Genomic DNA, 18,108 nt, shown 5'->3' with positions numbered 1-18,108 from the left:
CGAGAGGCTAAAGAACCTCGACGTTCGCTCCGGACATGCGGTTTCGGCAGTCGAGAACCCAGGGCGCGTGTTCCTGGATCATCGCAAGGTCGAAGCGTGTGTGGTCCATGAGGAGCACCACGACGTCAGCGGCCGCGACCTCCTCGGGAGTCGCGGCCACCCGGCACACGGCCCGCTCGGTACCGGCGCCGTCCGCGATGTTGGGGTCGGCGCCGCGGACCTCGGCGCCGAGGCTGATGAGGAGTTCGGCGACACGTGCCGACGGTGAGTTGCGGAGGTCGGTGGCGTTGAACTTGTAGGTCAGCCCGAGCAGCAGGATCCGGGATCCGGTGATGGTCGTGCCGCGCTTGGCGAGTGCTTCCACGACACGCCGGACGACGTAGTCGGGCATATGGCGGTTCACGTCGTCGGCGAGTTCCACGAACCGGAAGGGGACGCCGAGGTCTTCCCGGATCTTCCACGCCAGGAACAACGGGTCGACGGGCAGGCAGTGCCCACCGATGCCCGGCCCCGGGGTGAACCGCGTGAACCCGAAGGGCTTGGTCGCAGCCGCGTCGATCGCCTCCCAGATGTTCACGCCGAGGCGGCCGGTCAGCGTCGCCAACTCGTTGATCATGGAGATGTTGACGAGCCGGAAGGTGTTCTCGATCAGCTTGGCCAGCTCGGCGACCCTGGGCCCGGACACCGGCACTGTGGTCTGGAAGATGCCGTCGTAGAAGCCCTTGATGACATCGAGGGATGTGGCGTCGATTCCGGACACCACTTTGGGCGTCCCCTCGAACGACCACCTCTGGTTCCCCGGGGCGATGCGCTCGGGACTGAATCCGGCCAGGAAGTCCACCCCGCCTTTGAGGCCCGAGCACTTTTCCAGGATCGGCAGCAGCAGTTCCTCGGTGGTGCCTGGATAGCTCGTCGACTCCAGGACAACGGTCGCGCCGGGACGAAGGTACTCACCCAGCGTCCGGGCGCAGGACTCGATGTAGGTCAGGTCGGGCACGCCGTCCCGCAACGGCGTCGGCACGGTGATGACCGCGATGTCGAAGCCAGCCAGCGCGCCGGCGTCGGCGGTCGCCGAGTAGGCCCCGGAATCCAGCACCGCGCGCAGCCGTGCGGAGGCCACGTCCTGCACGTAGGACTGGCCGGCGGCGAGCTGTTGGACGCGGTGCGGGTCCACGTCGTAGCCGACGACACAGTGCCCCACCTCTGCGGCGCGTACGGCCAGGGGAAGCCCTACGTAGCCCTGACCAGCGACAACTATCTGCATGGCAGCTCCTACTCGATGGCGGTGCTTGAATGGGCCTTCGGTCCTGGTCTGGCAAGGAGAAGCGCTGTGCCCCTGGTGTCTGTCGTGATGCCCGTGTACAACTCAGCAGCCACGCTCGGCGCAGCCGTGCGATCGGTGCTCACGCAGACCCACAGCGACCTGGAGCTGCTGGTCACCGACGACCAGTCCTGCGATGGCTCCATGGACCTGCTGCGCGAGTTCGCCGAGCAGGACGAGCGAGTCCTGCCGCAGGCGGCACCCGAACGGGGCGGTGCGGGCCGGGCCCGCAACCTGGCGATCGAGCGGGCCCGCGGGGACTACATCGCCTTTCTCGACAGCGACGACATGTGGCTGCCGGAGAAGATCGAGAGGCAGCTCGTCTTCGCCGCGGAAGGCGACGCGCCATTGACGTTCACCTCGTACTTCAAGATGGACGCCGACTATCACGGTGAGAGCACCGGCTGGGTCCCGAACGGGCGCGTGGTCCATGCGCGGGAGCATGTGGACTACCGCGCGATGCTGGTCCAAGACCACATCGGTGCTCTCACCGCCATGTACGACCGTAAGGTCCTGGGCACGAGGCTGATGCCGGAAATGCGCAAGCGCCAGGACTACGCCCTGTGGCTGTCGATCATGCGGGACGGCGCGGACGCCCGGGGCCTGGCTGAGCCGCTTGCGGTTTACAGGGCCCACCAGGCGGGATCGCTGTCCTCCAACAAGCTGTCGCTCGTGCCATACAACTGGGCCCTGTACCGCGAGCACGAGCATCTGTCGGTCCCGCGGGCAACGCGGGCGCTGGCCGGCGCTGTGTGGCAGTCCATGCGCAACTCGCGCATCTAGATCCGTGCACGGGCTCGGTGAGCCCGGTGCGCGACCGTTTCCGGAGGTGGCCGGCAGGGCTCCGCCTCGTGGCCCCGCCGCGTGCTCGGCGGCTGGACCCGTGGGCGGGACTCGGCGGGGTAGTGGTCCCATCGGCCGGCTACGCGGTGGAGCCATCGCCAGCCCTCGCCCGCAGGAACAATTGGAGGAGCAGCCGTCGGTCGGCGACGGGGACACCCTCCTGGCCGCTGCGGAGCGCCTCCCGGCCGTGGAGGAAGCGGCGCTGTTTCACGATGAGGTAGTCCCCGGGCTGGAGCATGAAGGAGACCTGACCCCGGACGAGCTCCTCGGCGAGCTCCCTGGCGGCATCCGCGTGCGCCTGGCGGAGCTCGGACCTCTCCAGCATCTTGGCGGTGAACCGGACGAACCCCTCGCCCGGGGCGGAGCCGTCCAGGATCGGAAACGGTTTGCACTCCTCGCCCACGCCGAACAGGTCGAAGAATGTTCCGTAGTGGTAGGCCGGCTCGGCCAGCAGGGTGCGGCTGTCCTGCGAGACCCGCGCCACGGCCGCGTGGGCGTCGGAGAGGATGCTGGGGCCGCCGCCGAGGGGGTCGGGTCGAACGCACAGGAGCGTGGTGTAGTCCGGGGGCAGGGTCCCGTTCACCAGGTCCATGTGGAACGCGTTATAGCCGATGCCGCTGGACTTGCCGGGGTCCTTGTCGACCTTGACCCCGATGTCCTTCCACAGAGGCCACCGCGGGAAGGGCGAGAAGGGCAGGGCCACCTCGGCCGCGAAGCCCGTCGCCAGCCGCAGGAACCGGTCGTCGTCGGCCCCCAGCGCCTTGGCGAGGTTTCCCAGCCGCAGCACGGCGTATCCGCCGCCTTCTCCGTGCAGTGCCTGCCGCAGCGTCGCGGCGGTCTCCTCGAACCGCGGGGTGGCTGTCAGCTCGGTCCGGTACCGCTTCCTGGTGGCCTTCGCCAGGAACGAGCCGTCCAGTGCCCACGTCGGGAGAGGAAGGTCGATCAGAGCGGCTTCGAGTTCGTTCGGGATATCGATGAACACGCGGAGCCTCCTATGTGTTGGGGTGTTCGGGGTGTCGTTCGCATCGAGGCGGTGCGAGGCATCCGTCTGCGTCGACGGACCGGAAGGGCGGGCATGGGCTTCACGGGACATCCTTCGAGGGGCGCGGGAGGTGAACGGTCTCGATGGCGTCCCGCGCAGACGCTGGGGTGATCGGGTGTCGAGCAACTGTGCGTGCAGCCACAGGGTTTGACGGGAGTCTCGCGGGAGTCCCGTCGCCTTCGTTACAAGGAGGGAACAACGCGCCCCTGCTGCTGCGGCAGGGGCACTGACGCGGTCCGCAAATGTGTTTGCACGTGATGCAAAAGTCCCGCCCATGAGGGCAGTTGAGGTCTACGGTGGACGCGGCGCAGCCCCGGCCATCGTCAGGAGCGGGCTATGGATGCCGTCAGCGCAACGCCGGGTTCCACCATGAAGGTCATCCCAGGTGAGGTGGTACGGCAGGCACGCAAGGCTCGGGGTCTGACGCTCGTTCAGCTGGGGGAGGTGACTGGGTACTCCGCCGCCCAGGTCTCCCGATACGAGCGCGGCGTCTCCTCGATGGGCATGGACGTGCGGTGGGGCTTCGCCAGGGCGCTGGACATCCCGCCGCAGACCCTGGGACTGTCGCCGCCCCCGGGGCGCCGCGATGTCCGACACGGCCAGCCGGTTGCCCCGATCGCGGCCTACCCCCAGCTGCCCGCCTCTACTGTGGTGGGACCTGGGTGGGAGGACGGTGACGATCCGGTGCGGCGGAGAAACCTGTTGGCGAACCTGGCGGTCACGGCAGCCGCCGCCGCAGGCGCGCCCCTGACGGGCAGTACGCCGCAGCCGGAAGAGCCCGCCGTCGGGGAACTGCTCGTCGGCCGGCTGCGCGACGCGATGCTCGGCATTGGTCCCGCGGAACCGCTGCGGCCTTCCGAGCAGCTGGACGTCGAACTGTCCCGCGCCATGACAGACTTCCACGCCTGCAAGTACGCCAGCCTGTCCGTGCGACTGCCCCGCCTCATCAGGTCCGGGCATAGCGCTGGAGTGGGACACGAGGGGATCCTCACCCAGGCGTACACGCTGGCGACGCGTCTGCTGGTCAAGCTCGACGAACAGCAGATCGGATGGATGGCCGCCGACCGTGCCCGGCAGCTGGCCGAATCCACCGGCAACGTCCTGGCCATGGCAGAAGCCGCTCGGAACCTGGCAGTCCTTGCGCGGAAAGCCGGATGGAACACCGAAGCTATGTCGATCGCTCTGGCCGCCGCCGACGACCCCGGTCTGTCGCGGGCAGGACGTGACGGCAAAGCCGAACGCGGCCTGCTGATCCAGTCGGCTGCCTACACGGCCGCGCGCAGTGGCGACCCGGCAGGGATGCGACAACTGACCGAAGAAGCCCTCTCCATTGCGAGACAGCTGGGCGGCGTCACCATGCTGCGTGATCACGGAGGCGGGTTCGCGCCAGTCACCGTACAGCTCCACCTCGTGTCGGCAGAGAACTCTGCAGGAGACCCATCGGCAGCCCTCAACGCCGCTCGCCGGATCGTCCCGCAGGCCCTGCCCACCGTAGAGCGCCGTGCCCGCTACTACACCGACGTCGCCACCGCGCTGGCCCACTGGGGACGCCGGGACGACTGCGTACGCGCGCTGCTGGCAGCCGAGCACCACGCGCCGGAAGAGACCCACACACGCCCGGCGGTGAAGTCGATGGTCGCCGGTCTGCTGGTGTCCGGGCGTACCACCAGCGAGCTGCGCGGTCTTGCCGCACGGTGCGGCGTCCTGCACTGACCCGGCCCGACGGCAGCAACACGGGCTGATCCGTAAAACCACCTGTGACTCCTGAGATGAGAAGAAACGGAGGGGCGAGGCGAGCGAAGCCGGAGGTATCTGGCCGTGCCCCCATTCGGTGATGCCCGCCCCGGCTGCTCGACCTGTCCAGGGTTGTTCAGCCGGAGGCGGTGGACTCTGGCCCAGTGTTCAGAGGGCGCCGGGTCTGGGGGATGAGGGTGGTGGCGTGCAGGCAGCGGAGACGAACTCCGTGCCGCCACCGAGCTTTAGGGCGACGCGGTGCGCAGCTGGTGCGTGCCGCACGCGGGAGCAGTGTGGGTGTGTTCCGTGGCGTCGGCCCGGGATGGGGCTACCTTTCGGCGGGGGTGCTGGTCGGCCACCACAGCGGCGGCAGGTGGGCTGGAGAGCACCCCCGCGATGTTGAGGTCGAGCGCGGCCTGGCGCCTGGCTGCTCAACGACGCCGTGGGAGGCAGTGGGGGCGTCGATCGGCGGGGTCGCGGTGAGCGGTCGGCTGCCATCGGTGGCCCGGGCGCACAGCAGTCGGATGGCCCTTTGGATCGCTGTTACCGAGTCCGGCTGGTTAAACCTGCGGGTAGCTGAGAGGGAAGGGGAAGTGGTGAAGGTCTGACTGGTCACTGTGCCTCCGCCCCTCGCGTCGTACACGCGGCGGCGGCCTCGTGGAGCAAATCCGCACTGAGGCCCAGGGGCTCCGCCCGCGCGCTCGTCGCATCGAACCCGCGCTGGTGTTCCCGGCCGGGGCTCCCGTTGATGTAGGTGGCGGAGTCGGGAGTTGTGTGGATCCACACGGTGGAGTTGTGGGGGCTGGGCATGGTCAGGCCGAGGAGATCACCGCTATAGAGCCCGGTGTGAGTGTTGGTGCGGATGATGCGGATGTCCGCGAGCCCCTTGTCGACGACTTCGCACAGGTATGTCAGTTGGTCGGCGAGGATGCGGGGGTCACTGTTGCATGGCTGCTGGAGCAGCGATTCTTCCAGGACGACGTCGACTTGTTCCCAGGAGTGGAGGCCGGTGACGACGGGGCGGCGCCAGCGACCTGGGCCTGTCAAGCCGATCATGAGGGGGGAGCGCATCGGTCCCAGGCTGTCCGCGTACGTGCTGCTGCGCACCAGCGCGGGAAAGGTGCGACTGCCGTATGCGTGGACGCCGACCGCGTACCGTTCGAAGGCCACGAGCCGGTCTTGTGCCTCGGGGGCGGTGTCCGGAAGGACATGCCGTGTGCCGTCATCGCTGATGCTCGTGGCCCAGTCGGCCAGGACCCGGTGGACCTCGGAGGGCTGACGGTACAGGCGCATCAATCGTGTCAGGCTCTTCTCGCCTGGCGGTATCTTGCCGGATTCCCAGCTTGTGAGCTCGTCTGGGCCCACGCGCGCGGCCTTCGCGGCCTGGGCCAGGCTCATGCCGCGGAGGTCGCGCATGTGGATCAGGTTGGAGCCTATGACCAGCAGGCGCACGGGCGGATCGTTTGATGTGGAGGTCATCGTGTCTCACCTGGGCGGAGTCGAAGGGAGAGGGAGGGGTACGTTGGTTGTGGCGAGGATGGTGAAGGGGGCGGAGGGTATCCGCCTGACCGGCGGCACCCGCTCATCGCGTACAGCCGACGGCTACGGCGGTGGAGTGCGCCTGCGCTCATGAGGTGCGCCCTTCGCCGGACCCGGCTGGGGTCGTGGGGTGGGGGATCGTGACGTTGGGCTGCTGGTACTGGGCGGCCTGGAGTTCGTAGAGACTGCGGAAGACTTTCGGTCCCGGCGCTGTGTCGGAGAGGAGCTCTGTGAAGGTGCCGCTTTCGACGACACGTCCGTGATCGAGTACGTAGATGAGGTCGGCGGTCCGTACGGAGCCGAGCCGGTGGGTGATGAGGATGACGGTCTGGCCGTCGTCGGCGAGGCTGCGGAACTCATCGAACAGGCTTTGCTCGGCCTTTGCGTCGAGGGCGGAGGTCGGCTCATCCACGATCAGAATGTCCCCGCCCCTGTAGTGGGCTCGGCCGATCCCCAGTTTCTGCCACTGCCCGCCCGACGGGTTGTGTCCGTCCTTGTAGCCGCGGGCCAGGAGGGTTTTCCAGCCGCGCGGCAGGTCGGCGATGAGGGTGTCGGCGCCGGCGTAGCGGGCGGCTCGGTCGCGCCGCTCGATGCTGACGGGGATGGTGGAGCGGCCGATGCAGATGTTCACTTCGGCGGTGAAGGGCCAGCGGTAGAAGTCCTGTCCGACCATGGCGAGACGGGAGACGAGTTCGGCGCGGTTGGCGGTGGCGGTGTCGACGTCGTCCCAGCAGATGCGTCCAGTGTCGGGCTGGTAGAGGCCGGCGAGGAGTTTGACCAGGGTGGACTTGCCGCTGCCGTTCTCCCCGCACAGGGCAACGATCTTGCCGGTGGGGATCGTCAGGGTGGCGCCGTTGAGGGCCTGCTTGCTGTCCTTGCCGGGGTAGGTGAAGGAGACGTCCTCGAAGCGGATCTCGCGAGGCTTTGCGGGCAGCGCCTGCCCGCAGAGGGGAATCGCCCGGGCGGTGGCTTGCTGGCACAGCTGGTCTAGGTCTGCGACGAACAGGGATTCCTCGTGGCAGTAGTTGATCTGCAGGACCAGGTTGGACAGGCTGGAGGAGCCGGTGCGGATGGCGAGGACGGCTGTTCCTCCCACGGACAACGCCATCGCCCCGCTCCACAGCAGGCCCCCGAGGGTGGCGTAGGCGGCCGCGGTGGCCAGGCCGGTCCACGCGGCGGCGATCAGCCCGGTGCGCGCGGCTAGACGGGCAAGCCGGTGCTGCTCGGCTTCCTGGTCCAGCGACATCTGCCGGTAGTGGTGCAGCAGGTAGGGGCCGATGTGGTGCGCGCGGATCTCGGCGGCGGCCTCGGTGGACATCAGCAGCCGGCTGATGAGCTGCCCGGCACGCGAATGCTGGACCCAGGTCTGGAAGGAGGTGTAGCGGCGGCGGGCCACCGTCAGCGCGGCCCAGGAACTGGGCACCGTCATCGCGACCAGCAACACGATCAACAGGGGGTGCAGGACCGCGAGGACGGAGGCAGCAGCGGCCAGCGACATGAAGCCCGTGACGATGTTCTGCACGTACTTGACCAGACGCCGCGCCGACCCGGCCCCGTAGGAGGCACTGTCGAGGAGGCGGTGGAACTCATCGTCCTCGATCGCCGCCAGCTCCACCGTGGAGGTGTGCGCCAAATACTGCTCGGTCGCCACCCGCTCCACTTTCGGCTCCAGCCGCCCTGTCCCGGCAGTCGACAGAGCCCGCAGCACGGCCCCTATCCCCGCCGCGGCCGCAGTTGCCCCGATCGCTCCGCTCGCGGCGGTGAGCTTCTCAGCCGTGGTCCCGCCGGCGAGGAGATGCGCGAGGATCCGGTTGACGGCGACCAGCCCGACGGCCTGACAGATGCCCCGGCCGACCTCGGCCGCCGTGACCAGGCGCAGGGCATCGCGGTCGGCCCGCCACGCCAGCTTCACCGTCAACGCGATCAGCTTGGGCAGCCGGATCACCATGGCCCGCAGCCCGAGCTCAAGGAAGGCGTCATCGTGTGTGTTCCAGCCGAGGTCGTAGCGCAGCGACCCGCCGAACAGCGTCTCCTCGGAGGCCGACCGCACCGTCTCCTCGGAGGCCGACCGCACCGTCTCCTCCACCGGCTTGTGCCGGCGCCACCGCCTCATGCGACGTCCCCTCCCGCCGGTGCGTACGGGGGCAGTTCTTCGAGGTAGGCCGGCGCCGGGCCGGTGCCCGCCGATGCGCGGAGCGCCGCGGTGAGCAGATGGGTGTTTGTCGCGTCCATCACGGCTGGGGCCTCGGTGGGATCCCACCAGCCCCATCCGAGCAGCTCCGCGTCGGGTACGCGGATGCGGGCGTGGTCCTGGGGGCGGATGGTGGCGGCGAAGACGAACAGGTGGCAGGCGCACGGGTTCACCTCGTACCGGCCGTTGCGGCCGCTCGGTAGCCACTGCACCACCAAAAGCCTGCCTGCCGTGACAGGAGCGCTGGTCTCTTCCCGGGCTTCGCGTTCGCAGCACTGGCGCGGGGTCTCCCCGCCGCCTGGTCCGTCATCGGTCTTGCCGCCCGGCATGACCCAGTGACCGGTGCCCGCGTGGTGCACGAGCAGGACTTTCCCGTCGTTGCGCTGGATGAAGGAGGCGGCGGCTGATCCGACCAGCGCACGCTGGGGCTTGTGGGTGGTCATGCGCCCCACCCCATGGCGGAGAAGGGCCGGTTGGCGGCGATGGCGGTGAGGGCGACGGCGGTGTAGTCGACGAGCGGGGTGGGCAGCGACGAGGACGGGTGCCAGCCCAGCGCGATGCAGCGGTCGGGTTCGCAGATCCTGGGGGTGCCCCGGTAGCCGAGGACGCGGAAGAACAGCTGCAGGCGTGGCATGGGCTGAGTGCGGTCGCGGTAATGGAGCACGTGGACGAGACGGAGGTCATGGGGATCGAGAAGCACCCCGAGCTCTTCGCCGGCCTCCCGTACGGCGCACTCCTCGGCCGACTCGGCTTCCAGGTGTCCGGCCGGCACGTGCCACTCCAGCGGTGCGAACGCGGACCGCGGTGCGCGATGCTGGAGGAGAACCTGGCCGTTCTGCTCGAACACAAGGTGAACGCCGATGATGTTGGGCTGGGTTCGCATGGAGCTCCTCCGGGGGCATCAGTACGGACAGGTGCTCGGGAAACTCGTCCGACGGGTCATGCGTAACGGTGATGCGAGAGCGAAGCGTCGCCACAACATTCGATTAGAGGCGATGGGCCCGTGATTCCGGGCCGGTGGGGCGTGATCTTGCGTTCGATCCACTCTTGCGGTAACTGTCACACGGACCGGTGATTGCCTTTCCTTGATCAACATCGGTCTCTCCGGCCAGGGACGGCGGACGGGGAACAGACACGGACAGCGGCAAACGGATCGCGAGCGGAAAGTGCGGATTCGCGGTTCTCCCCGGGCTCGCCAACACAGACGGTCACCCGGGAAGGCGGTGTGGGCGTGGAGCCAGCGGGAGTTGTCCAGCAGGCAGCCCTGTCCGAGCGCAAGCGGCAGGCTGGTCTGGTGCCGGTCGATGACGGCTCGCAGGTGGGGCGTGGTGAGTGGGCTCCTGCGGACGGAGGCGTCGGTACGCAGCAGCACGGCGATCCGTCTCTCGGTGAGCGGTCCGTAAAGTGACAGACAGGCAGCACCGCACGAGGCGGCAGCCAGGGCAGCGGGCGCCTGGTGGCTCGCCATACCGCCTGGCGTGGGGCACCGCGCAAGATGAGTGTCCACCCCCTCCGCGAGGGGTGGTGCGTCGGTTGGTACTCGGCCAGTTGTCCGGGCAGCATCTGTGGTGCGACATGCCCACCGGCCCGTCCATCGTGTACGCGGGGTGCACGACTGCTCGGCTGTCGCCGTCGGCCGTTCAACGTCGCTCCCTCTCGCTCACCAGCGCAATATTCGCGGCCGCTGGGGTGGGCAGAGCGTCCGTGTGTGCGGTTGCGTCGGTGGTGGCTGACTGGAGGAGTTGGCCGATGAACTCGGGGTGGCTGAGGCCCCAGCGGCTGGCGGCCATGCCGGCGAGCAGTCCGTCGCCGGACAGGCAGGGGTGGGTCTCCACGCTGAGCCACACCGGGCGGGTGCTGCCTTCCAGTGTGAGGTGGTGCACGGCGGGTCCGCGCAGGTGCAGGGTGCGGTGAGCGCGCCGGGCCATGTCGCGGGCGTGGTTGAGTGCCTCGTCGCCGAGGGGGTGGGCCTGGGCGGGAAGGGTGAGTGCGCGGGGACGGCCGCTGCGCTCGGGCAGGATCCCGACACACAGACCCCTGCCGGGGATCTCGGTTTCGGCCAGCAGCGCGGCCCGTGAGCGGTGGCGGGCGATGAGGTCGGCGAGTTCGTCCCGGCTGTGGGCCAGTCCGGTACACCGCCACTCCTCGCTTTCCTCCTCGGCTCTGGCGGGCAGCGGCTGCGTGGGTGGGGTGACGGGCAGGATCCGTACGGGACTGAGGGGCAGCTGGTTGAAGATGCGGCTGGCCTCGGCACGCGGCTGGTTGCGGGCGTTGATCAGCACATGGTGGGGCACTCGGACTCCGGCGTGGCGCAGGAGCTGGCGGGCGCTGTATTGGTGCGCGGCCAGAGCGGTGCCCAGGACACCGGAGCCCACGTACGGGATCCCCATGTGGTTGAGAAGGCCCTGGAGTGAGCCGGCGTCGGGGTGAGGGGTGGTGACGACTACGGCCCGTTCGGCAGACGCTTCCCACAGCGTTCCAGCGACGACGCCGTCATCTGCGTCGACCACGCACGCTTTACGTCCGAGGCTGCCGACCGCATCAGCGATCTCCTGGGCGTGCTGCTGCAGGCGGCGGGCATCGCGGCGGAAGGCGGCGCCGTAGATGACCGCGACGCACTCCTCAACCTCCTGAGCGGGCAGGGGAAGTGAGCCCGTCGCTGTGTAGGGACCGGATTGCATCAAGAACTCCACGAACGGGTGGGAAACAGGGTGGGGTGGGGGTGGCTGGGAGGGACTTCTTTCCGCGAAGCCCTCGCCATGACTGGACGGTGGCGCGGTGGCTGCTGCCGTGCCACGGATCCGGCACGGATGCGGGTGGCGGGCACCTCAACGGGGAGAGCTTGAGTTCTCCTGCCGCCTGGCTGAGATGGTGGTAGGGCACAGGAGAAGCGAACCCGGCGGCGGCGACCGCTCGATGCCAGGGGCTGTCCTCGGCCCAGTTCTGATGCTGCCCGGGGAGTCACGGCTTTCCTTCTTCGGTGCGGGGTGGCCGGTGGCGATCAATGTGGGAAGGCCAGGCTTTGCTTCGGGCCGGTGCTGGAGCAGATGTACATCGGTGCCGTCTTGACCGGGTCCGCTGCGGACGTGCTCCCACCCCCACTGCTCGCGCAGGTGGTGCAGGAGCCGTGTGTGCGGCACCGCGCAGCGCACCCAGTGCGCTCGGGGGAAGGTGCGGGCGACGTGGTCGAGGGCACAGCAGGTCATCATCCAGCCGACACGCCGATGTTCAGGGGCAGGGTGGGTGTAGAGGTGTTCCAGGCTCAGGCACGCCTCGGCGTGTTCGGTCGGCGTCCACAGCGGGGTGTGGGGCAGGCGGGCGGTGAGGGTCAGGCAGCCGACGATAGGGGCGTCGTGGCTGCGGCTGCCGGGGTGGGGAGCGGCCGTTTCGTCGGTGAACACCCACAGTTGATCCGATGCGGTGGGGTGGCGGGTCAGGAGGGAGTGGACGGCATCACGGGCGTGGCGGATGCGTCGGCGGTCCGCGAGGTGGGTGCACCGGTCGACGATCACCTGCGTGATGCCTTTCTCATCCGCGTAGTTGGCGGGCCGCATGACGTACATCGCGTTCTCCGTGAGGTCGTGGAGGGGGATAGGGGGCTGGCTCCTGGCAGGTCAGGCGGGTGTGAGGGTGCGGCGCCAGGCGGTGCGATCGGTGGCGCTGTTGTCCAGGAGGCTGTAGATGAACTCGGCGTAGGCGTATTGGTGGTGGGCGGTGGCCATCTGGGGGAGCAGGCCGGTGGGGGACAGGTCGGGCTGGGTCTGTACCTCGCGCCATAGCAGCTGGGTGGCTTTGGACCGGGTGAAGCGGTGCAGGGACAGACCACGAAGAAGCAGGACTTGGTGGGCGCGCAGGGCCAGGCGCCGGGCGCGAGCGAGGGTGGCACGGTCGGCGGGCGGCATGCCACTGCAGGGCAGAGGCCGCAGCGCGTACGGATCGCCTTGGCCGTCGTCGAGGATCCCGATCCACAGGCTTTGTCCGGCGATGTCGCTCTCCCACATCAACGGGGCTGCGGGGGCGGCGTGGGTGAGCAGGTCGGTCAGCGCGTCCAGCGTGTCGGCGGCGCCCGCGCAGGCCAAAACGGTGTCGCCTTCCGCTCCGAGGGGGACCGGTGCGGGCAGGACGGGCAGGACACGGACTCGACCGCTCGCTTCGCCCCAGATCCGCAGAGCCTCGGCGCGCAGCCCGGCGTGCGCCGCCACCGGGCCATGGGGCGGCACGGGAACCTGGGCGGCGCGCAGGAGGGTGCGGGCGGTCACAGGCCGGGCGGCGAGGGTGCAGCCGGCGACGCCGGACCCGACGTAGTCCACCTCCAGCGAGTTGAGCAGGCCTTGCAGGCTGCCCGCGTCGCACGGCACATCCCCCATGGTCACGATGGCCCGCTCGGCGCCGGTCTCGTCCACGAACGCCGGGAGCGAGACGCCGTCCGCGAGCGTGAGGCGGGCTTCGCCACCCTGACCGATCACGGCTTCAGCCACCGCCTGAGCGCACCGGCGGGAGCGCACGGCCGCCTCGGCGGACTCGCCACCGTGCACGACAGCGACGATGTAAGGGATGGGCTCGTCGGTGAAGGCGGAAACAGACAGGGACGACACACTCTCGTTCACGGGGAACCTTTCAGAGGCGGGCGGACAGGTGAGCGCTGCGGGCGAGGCGGGTGTTGGTCATCGCGCCGCCCGCGTCGTGGGCGGTGCCGGGGCCGCGCTCGGGGGCAGCAGCACCAGGCTCAGTGGTGGCGGGGGTGGTGCGATGTCGTCGAGAGCGGTGGCGAGGGTGAGCGGCCCCACCCAGTGCGCGCGCGGAGTTCTGACCCAGTACGTCCCGGGCGGCTCGGTCTGGTCGAGCGGGGGCAGGTCGCTGCGTCCCCTCGACCTGCAGAACCCGTGAGGGTGTGCCCATGCGATGCCGGAAGGGATGAGCCACAGGCAGAAGGCGCCCTGCTGGTCGGCCAACACCGGCCCGGCCCCCGCCGGCTGCAGCTCTTCGACGCGTTCGAGCACGGCGCGGGAGAACGGGCCTGCCGCGGTGATCACCACCTGGAACGTCTCACCGATGACCGTCTCGCCCCCCTGCGGCGGGAACAGTACGGAGAGGGGCGGCTCGGCCTGGAGCCGGGCGGGTATGGCCACGGCGAATGCCGCGGGGGCGAGGAGCGTGTAGAGGGGCGTCACGGCTGCCTCCGAACCGGCCCGGGTTCGCGGACTTGCAGGTGAGGGCCGGTGTTCACGGCACACGGCCGGGGAAGAGCGGGATCGTCGCGATGAGCAGCAGGCACAGCAGCGGGAACGTCGCGTACCCCGTGAAGTAGACGCGCCAGAACGATGCCGCATCCCCGCGCTGCGGCTTGGCTCGCGGGGGAGAAGTTTTCACTACGGACCAGGCCAGCACGAGGGCGTACGCGGGGATGACGCCATAGACAAACGTATGGAGCAGGATCATGGTCGGGGGAGGGCAGGCGGCGGGCAGCGGTCGGCGGGTGCTCGGCGGCGGCATGCAGGTCCCACCCCGGGTCCGCGTCCTCGGTGTCCAGGGGCGGGGGTCGGTGCGTCAGGGCAGTCGTCATCAGGCCGCCCCGGCGGTGAGGGGGTGGCGCGTGAGCAGTGCTTGCCCCGCCCTGTGGGCCGCGAGGACCGCATCGGTGGGGGACCGGCCGTGCAGGTACGTGTGCGCGTCGATGGACAGCGGGCCGCGATAGCCACGCTCGTGCAACGCGGTCAGCAAGGGCGGCCAGTCGATGACACCGTCGCCGGGCAGCATTCGCATGGCGTCGGTGAGCTGGGTGCGGGGAAGGCCGAGGGCGTCACTGATCTGCACGATCAAAGGCATGTCCGGCGGGATCTGGGCGAGTTGGCTCAGGGTGCCGTTGCTGGCGTGCCAGTGGTAAGTGTCCAGGAGGACGCCGACGTTGTAGCCCAGGCCCTGGGCGCAGGCGACCGCCTCCGGCAGGCTGCGCACTCCTTCGTCCGTCGCGCTGCCCACGCCGATGAATTCCAGGACGAGGTCGAGGCCGTTGCGGGCGGCCTGGGCACCGGTGCGGCCGATGCGGTCCTGGAGCTGAGCTGGGCTGATCGATGTGCGTCCAGGGGCGAAGCGGGGCAGGACCAGTGATCCGCTGCGGCTGCCGAGGGAGGCCATCGCCGCCATCCGCACGCGCGCGTGGCGCAGCCCGGCTTCGAAGCGGTCATCGTCCCAGCCCAGCCGCAGACCCCAGGAGCCATGGATGGGGACGAGCGCATCCGAAACGATCAGTGCGTGCAGGCCCGGATCGCTGTCCAGGGCTGTGAGCCAGTGCGGAGCGGACATCTCCACCTGACGAAACCCGCGGTCAGCGGCTGCGCGTACCACTTCGTGGTGCGGGGCCTGAGGGGCGATCGCCCCCCGGTTCAGACATAACTCCATGACGATTCCTTGCTCGTGATCCCTGGGCGGGCGGCCCGGTGGCGGTGGGCCGACCGGGCCGCGAGGGCTAGGCCTGCGTGAACCAGCGGGCCTGTTCGGCATCGGTCACCGTGGCCTGCTGGTGGGTGATCTCGGCTGCGGCGAGGTGGATCAGCACGCCGACGGTCTCTTCCCCGAAGGCCTTCTCGGCGAAGGCGCTGTGCTCCAGGAGACGGAGCGCTTCTTCGAGACTGGCGGGCAGCGCCGGCTCGTCGCGTGCGGTGTGGGCGTTGTTGACCCAGCGCGGCGGCGCGGCCAGATCGGATTCAAGGCCGTGGACGATGGCGGCGATCACTGCGGCCAGGGCCAGGTAGGGGTTGGCGTCTGCCCCGGCGACGCGGATCTCGGCGCGCAGGCTGGAGCCATGGCCGACGACGCGCACGGCACAGGTGCGGTTGTCGAGCCCCCAGGTCATGCGGGTGGGGGCGAACGAGCCGGGCACGTACCGCTTGTAGGAGTTGGTGTTCGGCGCATACAGCACAGCCAGCTCCGCCAGCACGTCCAGCAGCCCTGCGATCGCCTTCTCGCCGGTCTGCGAGAGCACAGTGCCCTCGCTGTGCGCGAACATGGGGCTGCCGCTGCGCGTGAGGGAGACGTGCAGGTGCAGGCCGCTGCCGACGCCGGTCTGTGGCGCCGCCATGAACGTCGCCTCCGCCCCGGCTTTGCGGGCCAGGGTCTGGACGGCGTGCTTGAACACGACATGCTGGTCACAGGCCTTGAGCGCGTCCCCGTAGGGGAAGGTGACCTCGATTTGCCCGGCGGCCGCCTCGCCCTTGACCGCCTCCACCGGCATGCCCGCGGCTGCGAGCGCATGCTGCAGGCGGTGGAGGTAGCGGCTAACGGCAGGGGACTGGTGCAGGGCGTAGTCGCCGCCCTGCGGGGTGAGCGGGGGCAGGGCGGGACCGCCGACCGTCCGGGCGGGGGAGTAAGTGCCCTGGTACAGGACGAATTCGCTCTCCAGACCGGCGTCGGCGCGCAGTCCGTGGGCGGCCAGACGGCCGAGCTGGTGGCGCAGGATCTCCCGCGGGTCCAGGGCGGACGGCTCCCCGTCGTCGCTGAAGGCATCGGCCAGGACGAGCGCAGCCTTCGGCAGCCAGGGCACCAACCGCAGGGTCGACAGGTCAGGCACCACACGGAAGTCGGGAAACCCGCCCTCCATGGAGGCAAGGCCCGATCCGGCAGGGGCCGGGGTCATGTCGATCGAGCTGGACTGCAGATACGCGCACATGTCGGCGCCGTGCGGCACTACGTCCATGAGGAAGTGCCGTGCGCCATAGTGTTTTCCGGCCAGACGCCCGTGCGGGTCCACGATCCCGCAGAGCACCGTCTCGACGGTGCCGTCCTTGACCGCCTTCTTCAGCGTCTCCAGGGGCGGCGTTGGGGCCGGCGGTCGGGGTGGAGCGGCCATGCTCGTACGGGCGGGGGAGGAGGTGGGGCCGCCGGGGTGCTCGGCGCCCTCGCGGGATCGGGAGAGGGGAGGCACTCACACCACCTCATCCTGGATCTGGGCGAGGTCACCGCTGGCGGCGACCGGCGGCAGCTCGTAGTCCTTGCCCGCTACCCGCCACCACACAGCGGCCAGGGTGAGTGCGACGAGCAGGGCGAGGGGTGCATAGTTGAAGGTGTCCACGGTGACCGGACGGCTCTGGGGCAGGCAGAACACCACCGTCACGAACGCCACCCACACCACCGCGACCGTCCCGACCAGCCCGCCCCAGCGGCCAAGATTCCAGGGACCCTGCTGGAAGGCGCGGCCCTGGCGCACCCGCAGATAGATGGGGATGGCGTAGGCGGGGGTGATGCCGACGACGTTGATCGCGACGACCGCTCCGTAGGCGGTGGGGCTGTACAGATAGGGCAGGGCCAGGAGGCCGGCGACGGCAACGGAGAGCCAGACGGCGGCCCGCGGGGTGCCGGTGCGGGCATGAACCCGGCGCCACCGTGCGGAGCCGGGCAGGGCGTTGTCCCGGCTGAACGCGAAGATCATCCGGGAGCAGGCGGCGGTTTCGGCGTTGCCGCAGAACAGCTGGGCCACGATCACCACCAGCAGCAGGGCCTTGGCCCAGCCGACTCCCAGGGCGTCGAGGAATATCTGCGCGGGCGGTACGCCCAGCGCGGAGTTTTGGACGGCGGCGTAGTCGTGGAGGGCGAACGTGAGGCCGCACAGAAGGACGAATCCCGCTGCCCAGGACCAGGTGATGGCGCTCATGATGCCGCGCGGCGCGGCCTCGGCGGCGTTGGCGGTTTCCTCCGACAGGTGCGCGGAGGCGTCGTAGCCGCTGAAGGTGTACTGGGCCAGCAGCAGCCCGAGCAGCACCACATAGCCGTTCGATGACCAGCCGGTGGTGTTCACGAACTCGGTGAACGCGTAGTGCGGGGAGCGGTGATGGGTGGGCGCGAGAGTGAGTGCGCCGACGATGAGGGCGACGCCCGCCAGGTGCCACCACACGCTGATCCCGTTGAGGACGGATATCAGCCGCACCCCGAACAGGTTCAGCACCGCGTGCAACGCGAGGATCACGAAGTAGGTGGCCATGATCTTGCCGGGGGTGGGGGTGAAGCCTGTCTGCAGGTTCAAGAAGGCCCCGGTGAACAGGGCGGCGCCGAAGTCGATCCCGGCGATGCCTCCCAGCAGGCCGAGCAGGTTGAGCCAGCCGGTGTACCAGCCCCATTTCTTGCCGCCGAGCCGGTCGGCCATGAAGTACAGGCCGCCGCTGGTGGGGTAGGCGCTGGTCACTTCGGCGAGGCCAGCGCCGACGAAGCAGACCATGAGGCCGACGGCCAGCCAGCCCCACAGCATGACCACGGGGCCGCCCGCGCCCATGCCGAAGCCGTACATCGTCATGCAGCCGGACAGGATGCTGATCACCGAGAAGCTGATCGCGGCGTTGCCGAACCGGCCCATGCGCCGGGCCAGCTGAGGGGTGTAGCCGAGCTCGCGCAGACGGTCGTCATCGAGCGGTGGCCGAGGTCTGGGAGTGGGCGGGGGCATCGCAGGCA

General features: G+C 69.5%; 17 protein-coding genes. 3 read left to right on the top strand and 14 right to left on the bottom strand.

Annotation, left to right across the window (positions count from 1 at the left end):
- Positions 1 to 7 precede the first annotated feature (7 nt).
- The gene (locus OG965_RS00675; RefSeq protein WP_371647996.1) at positions 8 to 1,264 is read right to left on the bottom strand and encodes a nucleotide sugar dehydrogenase; all 1,257 of its coding nucleotides are present in this window, start codon (positions 1,262 to 1,264) and stop codon (positions 8 to 10) included.
- Between the two features lie 66 nt (positions 1,265 to 1,330).
- Here OG965_RS00675 and OG965_RS00670 point away from each other — a divergent pair, with 66 nt between their 5' ends.
- Entirely contained in the window at positions 1,331 to 2,104 is a 774-nt protein-coding gene (locus OG965_RS00670) for a glycosyltransferase family 2 protein (RefSeq protein ID WP_371647994.1), read from the top strand.
- Positions 2,105 to 2,243: 139 nt separating this feature from the next.
- Here OG965_RS00670 and OG965_RS00665 read toward each other — a convergent pair whose 3' ends face one another.
- Entirely contained in the window at positions 2,244 to 3,146 is a 903-nt protein-coding gene (locus tag OG965_RS00665) for a TauD/TfdA family dioxygenase (protein ID WP_371647992.1), read from the bottom strand.
- Between the two features lie 396 nt (positions 3,147 to 3,542).
- Here OG965_RS00665 and OG965_RS00660 point away from each other — a divergent pair, with 396 nt between their 5' ends.
- On the top strand, positions 3,543 to 4,919 hold the full coding sequence (locus OG965_RS00660; RefSeq protein WP_371647990.1) for a helix-turn-helix domain-containing protein: 1,377 nt from the start codon (positions 3,543 to 3,545) through the stop codon (positions 4,917 to 4,919).
- Between the two features lie 633 nt (positions 4,920 to 5,552).
- On the opposite strand, the gene OG965_RS00655 is transcribed toward OG965_RS00660, so the two are convergent.
- The 5 genes from OG965_RS00655 to OG965_RS00635 form a co-directional block, all read right to left on the bottom strand.
- Positions 5,553 to 6,419: a Scr1 family TA system antitoxin-like transcriptional regulator gene (locus tag OG965_RS00655; RefSeq protein WP_371647988.1), complete on the bottom strand. Its 867-nt coding sequence runs from the start codon at positions 6,417 to 6,419 to the stop codon at positions 5,553 to 5,555.
- A gap of 148 nt (positions 6,420 to 6,567) precedes the next feature.
- Positions 6,568 to 8,592: an ATP-binding cassette domain-containing protein gene (locus OG965_RS00650; protein WP_371647986.1), complete on the bottom strand. Its 2,025-nt coding sequence runs from the start codon at positions 8,590 to 8,592 to the stop codon at positions 6,568 to 6,570.
- Entirely contained in the window at positions 8,589 to 9,113 is a 525-nt protein-coding gene (locus tag OG965_RS00645) for an NUDIX domain-containing protein (RefSeq protein WP_371647984.1), read from the bottom strand. Before OG965_RS00645 ends, OG965_RS00650 begins: the two co-directional genes overlap by 4 nt.
- Complete coding sequence (locus tag OG965_RS00640) at positions 9,110 to 9,553, bottom strand: NUDIX domain-containing protein (protein ID WP_371647982.1); 444 nt, start codon at positions 9,551 to 9,553, stop codon at positions 9,110 to 9,112. Before OG965_RS00640 ends, OG965_RS00645 begins: the two co-directional genes overlap by 4 nt.
- 757 nt (positions 9,554 to 10,310) lie before the next feature.
- Positions 10,311 to 11,060, bottom strand: a complete 750-nt coding sequence (locus OG965_RS00635) for a hypothetical protein (RefSeq protein WP_371647980.1) — start codon at positions 11,058 to 11,060, stop codon at positions 10,311 to 10,313.
- A 36-nt stretch (positions 11,061 to 11,096) separates the two neighbouring features.
- Between OG965_RS00635 and OG965_RS00630 the strand changes: the two genes are divergently transcribed.
- Positions 11,097 to 11,321, top strand: coding sequence for a hypothetical protein (locus OG965_RS00630; protein ID WP_371647978.1), 225 nt, complete (start codon positions 11,097 to 11,099; stop codon positions 11,319 to 11,321).
- Between the two features lie 177 nt (positions 11,322 to 11,498).
- On the opposite strand, the gene OG965_RS00625 is transcribed toward OG965_RS00630, so the two are convergent.
- The 7 genes from OG965_RS00625 to OG965_RS00595 all read right to left on the bottom strand — a co-directional run bounded on the left by OG965_RS00625 (position 11,499) and on the right by OG965_RS00595 (position 18,100).
- Positions 11,499 to 12,233, bottom strand: a complete 735-nt coding sequence (locus OG965_RS00625; RefSeq protein WP_371647976.1) for a hypothetical protein — start codon at positions 12,231 to 12,233, stop codon at positions 11,499 to 11,501.
- Between the two features lie 51 nt (positions 12,234 to 12,284).
- Positions 12,285 to 13,277, bottom strand: coding sequence for a hypothetical protein (locus tag OG965_RS00620; protein ID WP_371647974.1), 993 nt, complete (start codon positions 13,275 to 13,277; stop codon positions 12,285 to 12,287).
- A 57-nt stretch (positions 13,278 to 13,334) separates the two neighbouring features.
- Positions 13,335 to 13,841, bottom strand: a complete 507-nt coding sequence (locus OG965_RS00615; protein WP_371647972.1) for a hypothetical protein — start codon at positions 13,839 to 13,841, stop codon at positions 13,335 to 13,337.
- Between the two features lie 52 nt (positions 13,842 to 13,893).
- Positions 13,894 to 14,163: a hypothetical protein gene (locus tag OG965_RS00610; RefSeq protein WP_371647971.1), complete on the bottom strand. Its 270-nt coding sequence runs from the start codon at positions 14,161 to 14,163 to the stop codon at positions 13,894 to 13,896.
- A gap of 69 nt (positions 14,164 to 14,232) precedes the next feature.
- Positions 14,233 to 15,069: a sugar phosphate isomerase/epimerase family protein gene (locus tag OG965_RS00605; protein ID WP_371647969.1), complete on the bottom strand. Its 837-nt coding sequence runs from the start codon at positions 15,067 to 15,069 to the stop codon at positions 14,233 to 14,235.
- 67 nt (positions 15,070 to 15,136) lie between these two features.
- Positions 15,137 to 16,591, bottom strand: a complete 1,455-nt coding sequence (locus OG965_RS00600; RefSeq protein WP_371647967.1) for a glutamine synthetase family protein — start codon at positions 16,589 to 16,591, stop codon at positions 15,137 to 15,139.
- The gene (locus tag OG965_RS00595) at positions 16,592 to 18,100 is read right to left on the bottom strand and encodes an amino acid permease (protein WP_371656806.1); all 1,509 of its coding nucleotides are present in this window, start codon (positions 18,098 to 18,100) and stop codon (positions 16,592 to 16,594) included.
- Between the last annotated feature and the right edge of the window lie 8 nt (positions 18,101 to 18,108).

It is taken from the genome of Streptomyces sp. NBC_00224 (assembly GCF_041435195.1).
Classification (GTDB): domain Bacteria; phylum Actinomycetota; class Actinomycetes; order Streptomycetales; family Streptomycetaceae; genus Streptomyces.
This window is presented reverse-complemented; position numbering and strand designations above follow the sequence as displayed.

Bases quoted from the DNA above. Each gene is read 5' to 3' on its own strand.
- OG965_RS00675 (WP_371647996.1), bottom strand. From the start codon at position 1,264: ATGCAGATAGTTGTCGCTGGTCAGGGCTACGTAGGGCTTCCCCTGGCC.
- OG965_RS00660 (WP_371647990.1), top strand. From the start codon at position 3,543: ATGGATGCCGTCAGCGCAACGCCGGGTTCCACCATGAAGGTCATCCCA.
- OG965_RS00655 (WP_371647988.1), bottom strand. From the start codon at position 6,419: ATGACCTCCACATCAAACGATCCGCCCGTGCGCCTGCTGGTCATAGGC.
- OG965_RS00650 (WP_371647986.1), bottom strand. From the start codon at position 8,592: ATGAGGCGGTGGCGCCGGCACAAGCCGGTGGAGGAGACGGTGCGGTCG.
- OG965_RS00645 (WP_371647984.1), bottom strand. From the start codon at position 9,113: ATGACCACCCACAAGCCCCAGCGTGCGCTGGTCGGATCAGCCGCCGCC.
- OG965_RS00640 (WP_371647982.1), bottom strand. From the start codon at position 9,553: ATGCGAACCCAGCCCAACATCATCGGCGTTCACCTTGTGTTCGAGCAG.
- OG965_RS00635 (WP_371647980.1), bottom strand. From the start codon at position 11,060: ATGGGGATCCCGTACGTGGGCTCCGGTGTCCTGGGCACCGCTCTGGCC.
- OG965_RS00625 (WP_371647976.1), bottom strand. From the start codon at position 12,233: ATGTACGTCATGCGGCCCGCCAACTACGCGGATGAGAAAGGCATCACG.
- OG965_RS00610 (WP_371647971.1), bottom strand. From the start codon at position 14,163: ATGCCGCCGCCGAGCACCCGCCGACCGCTGCCCGCCGCCTGCCCTCCC.
- OG965_RS00605 (WP_371647969.1), bottom strand. From the start codon at position 15,069: ATGGAGTTATGTCTGAACCGGGGGGCGATCGCCCCTCAGGCCCCGCAC.
- OG965_RS00595 (WP_371656806.1), bottom strand. From the start codon at position 18,100: ATGCCCCCGCCCACTCCCAGACCTCGGCCACCGCTCGATGACGACCGT.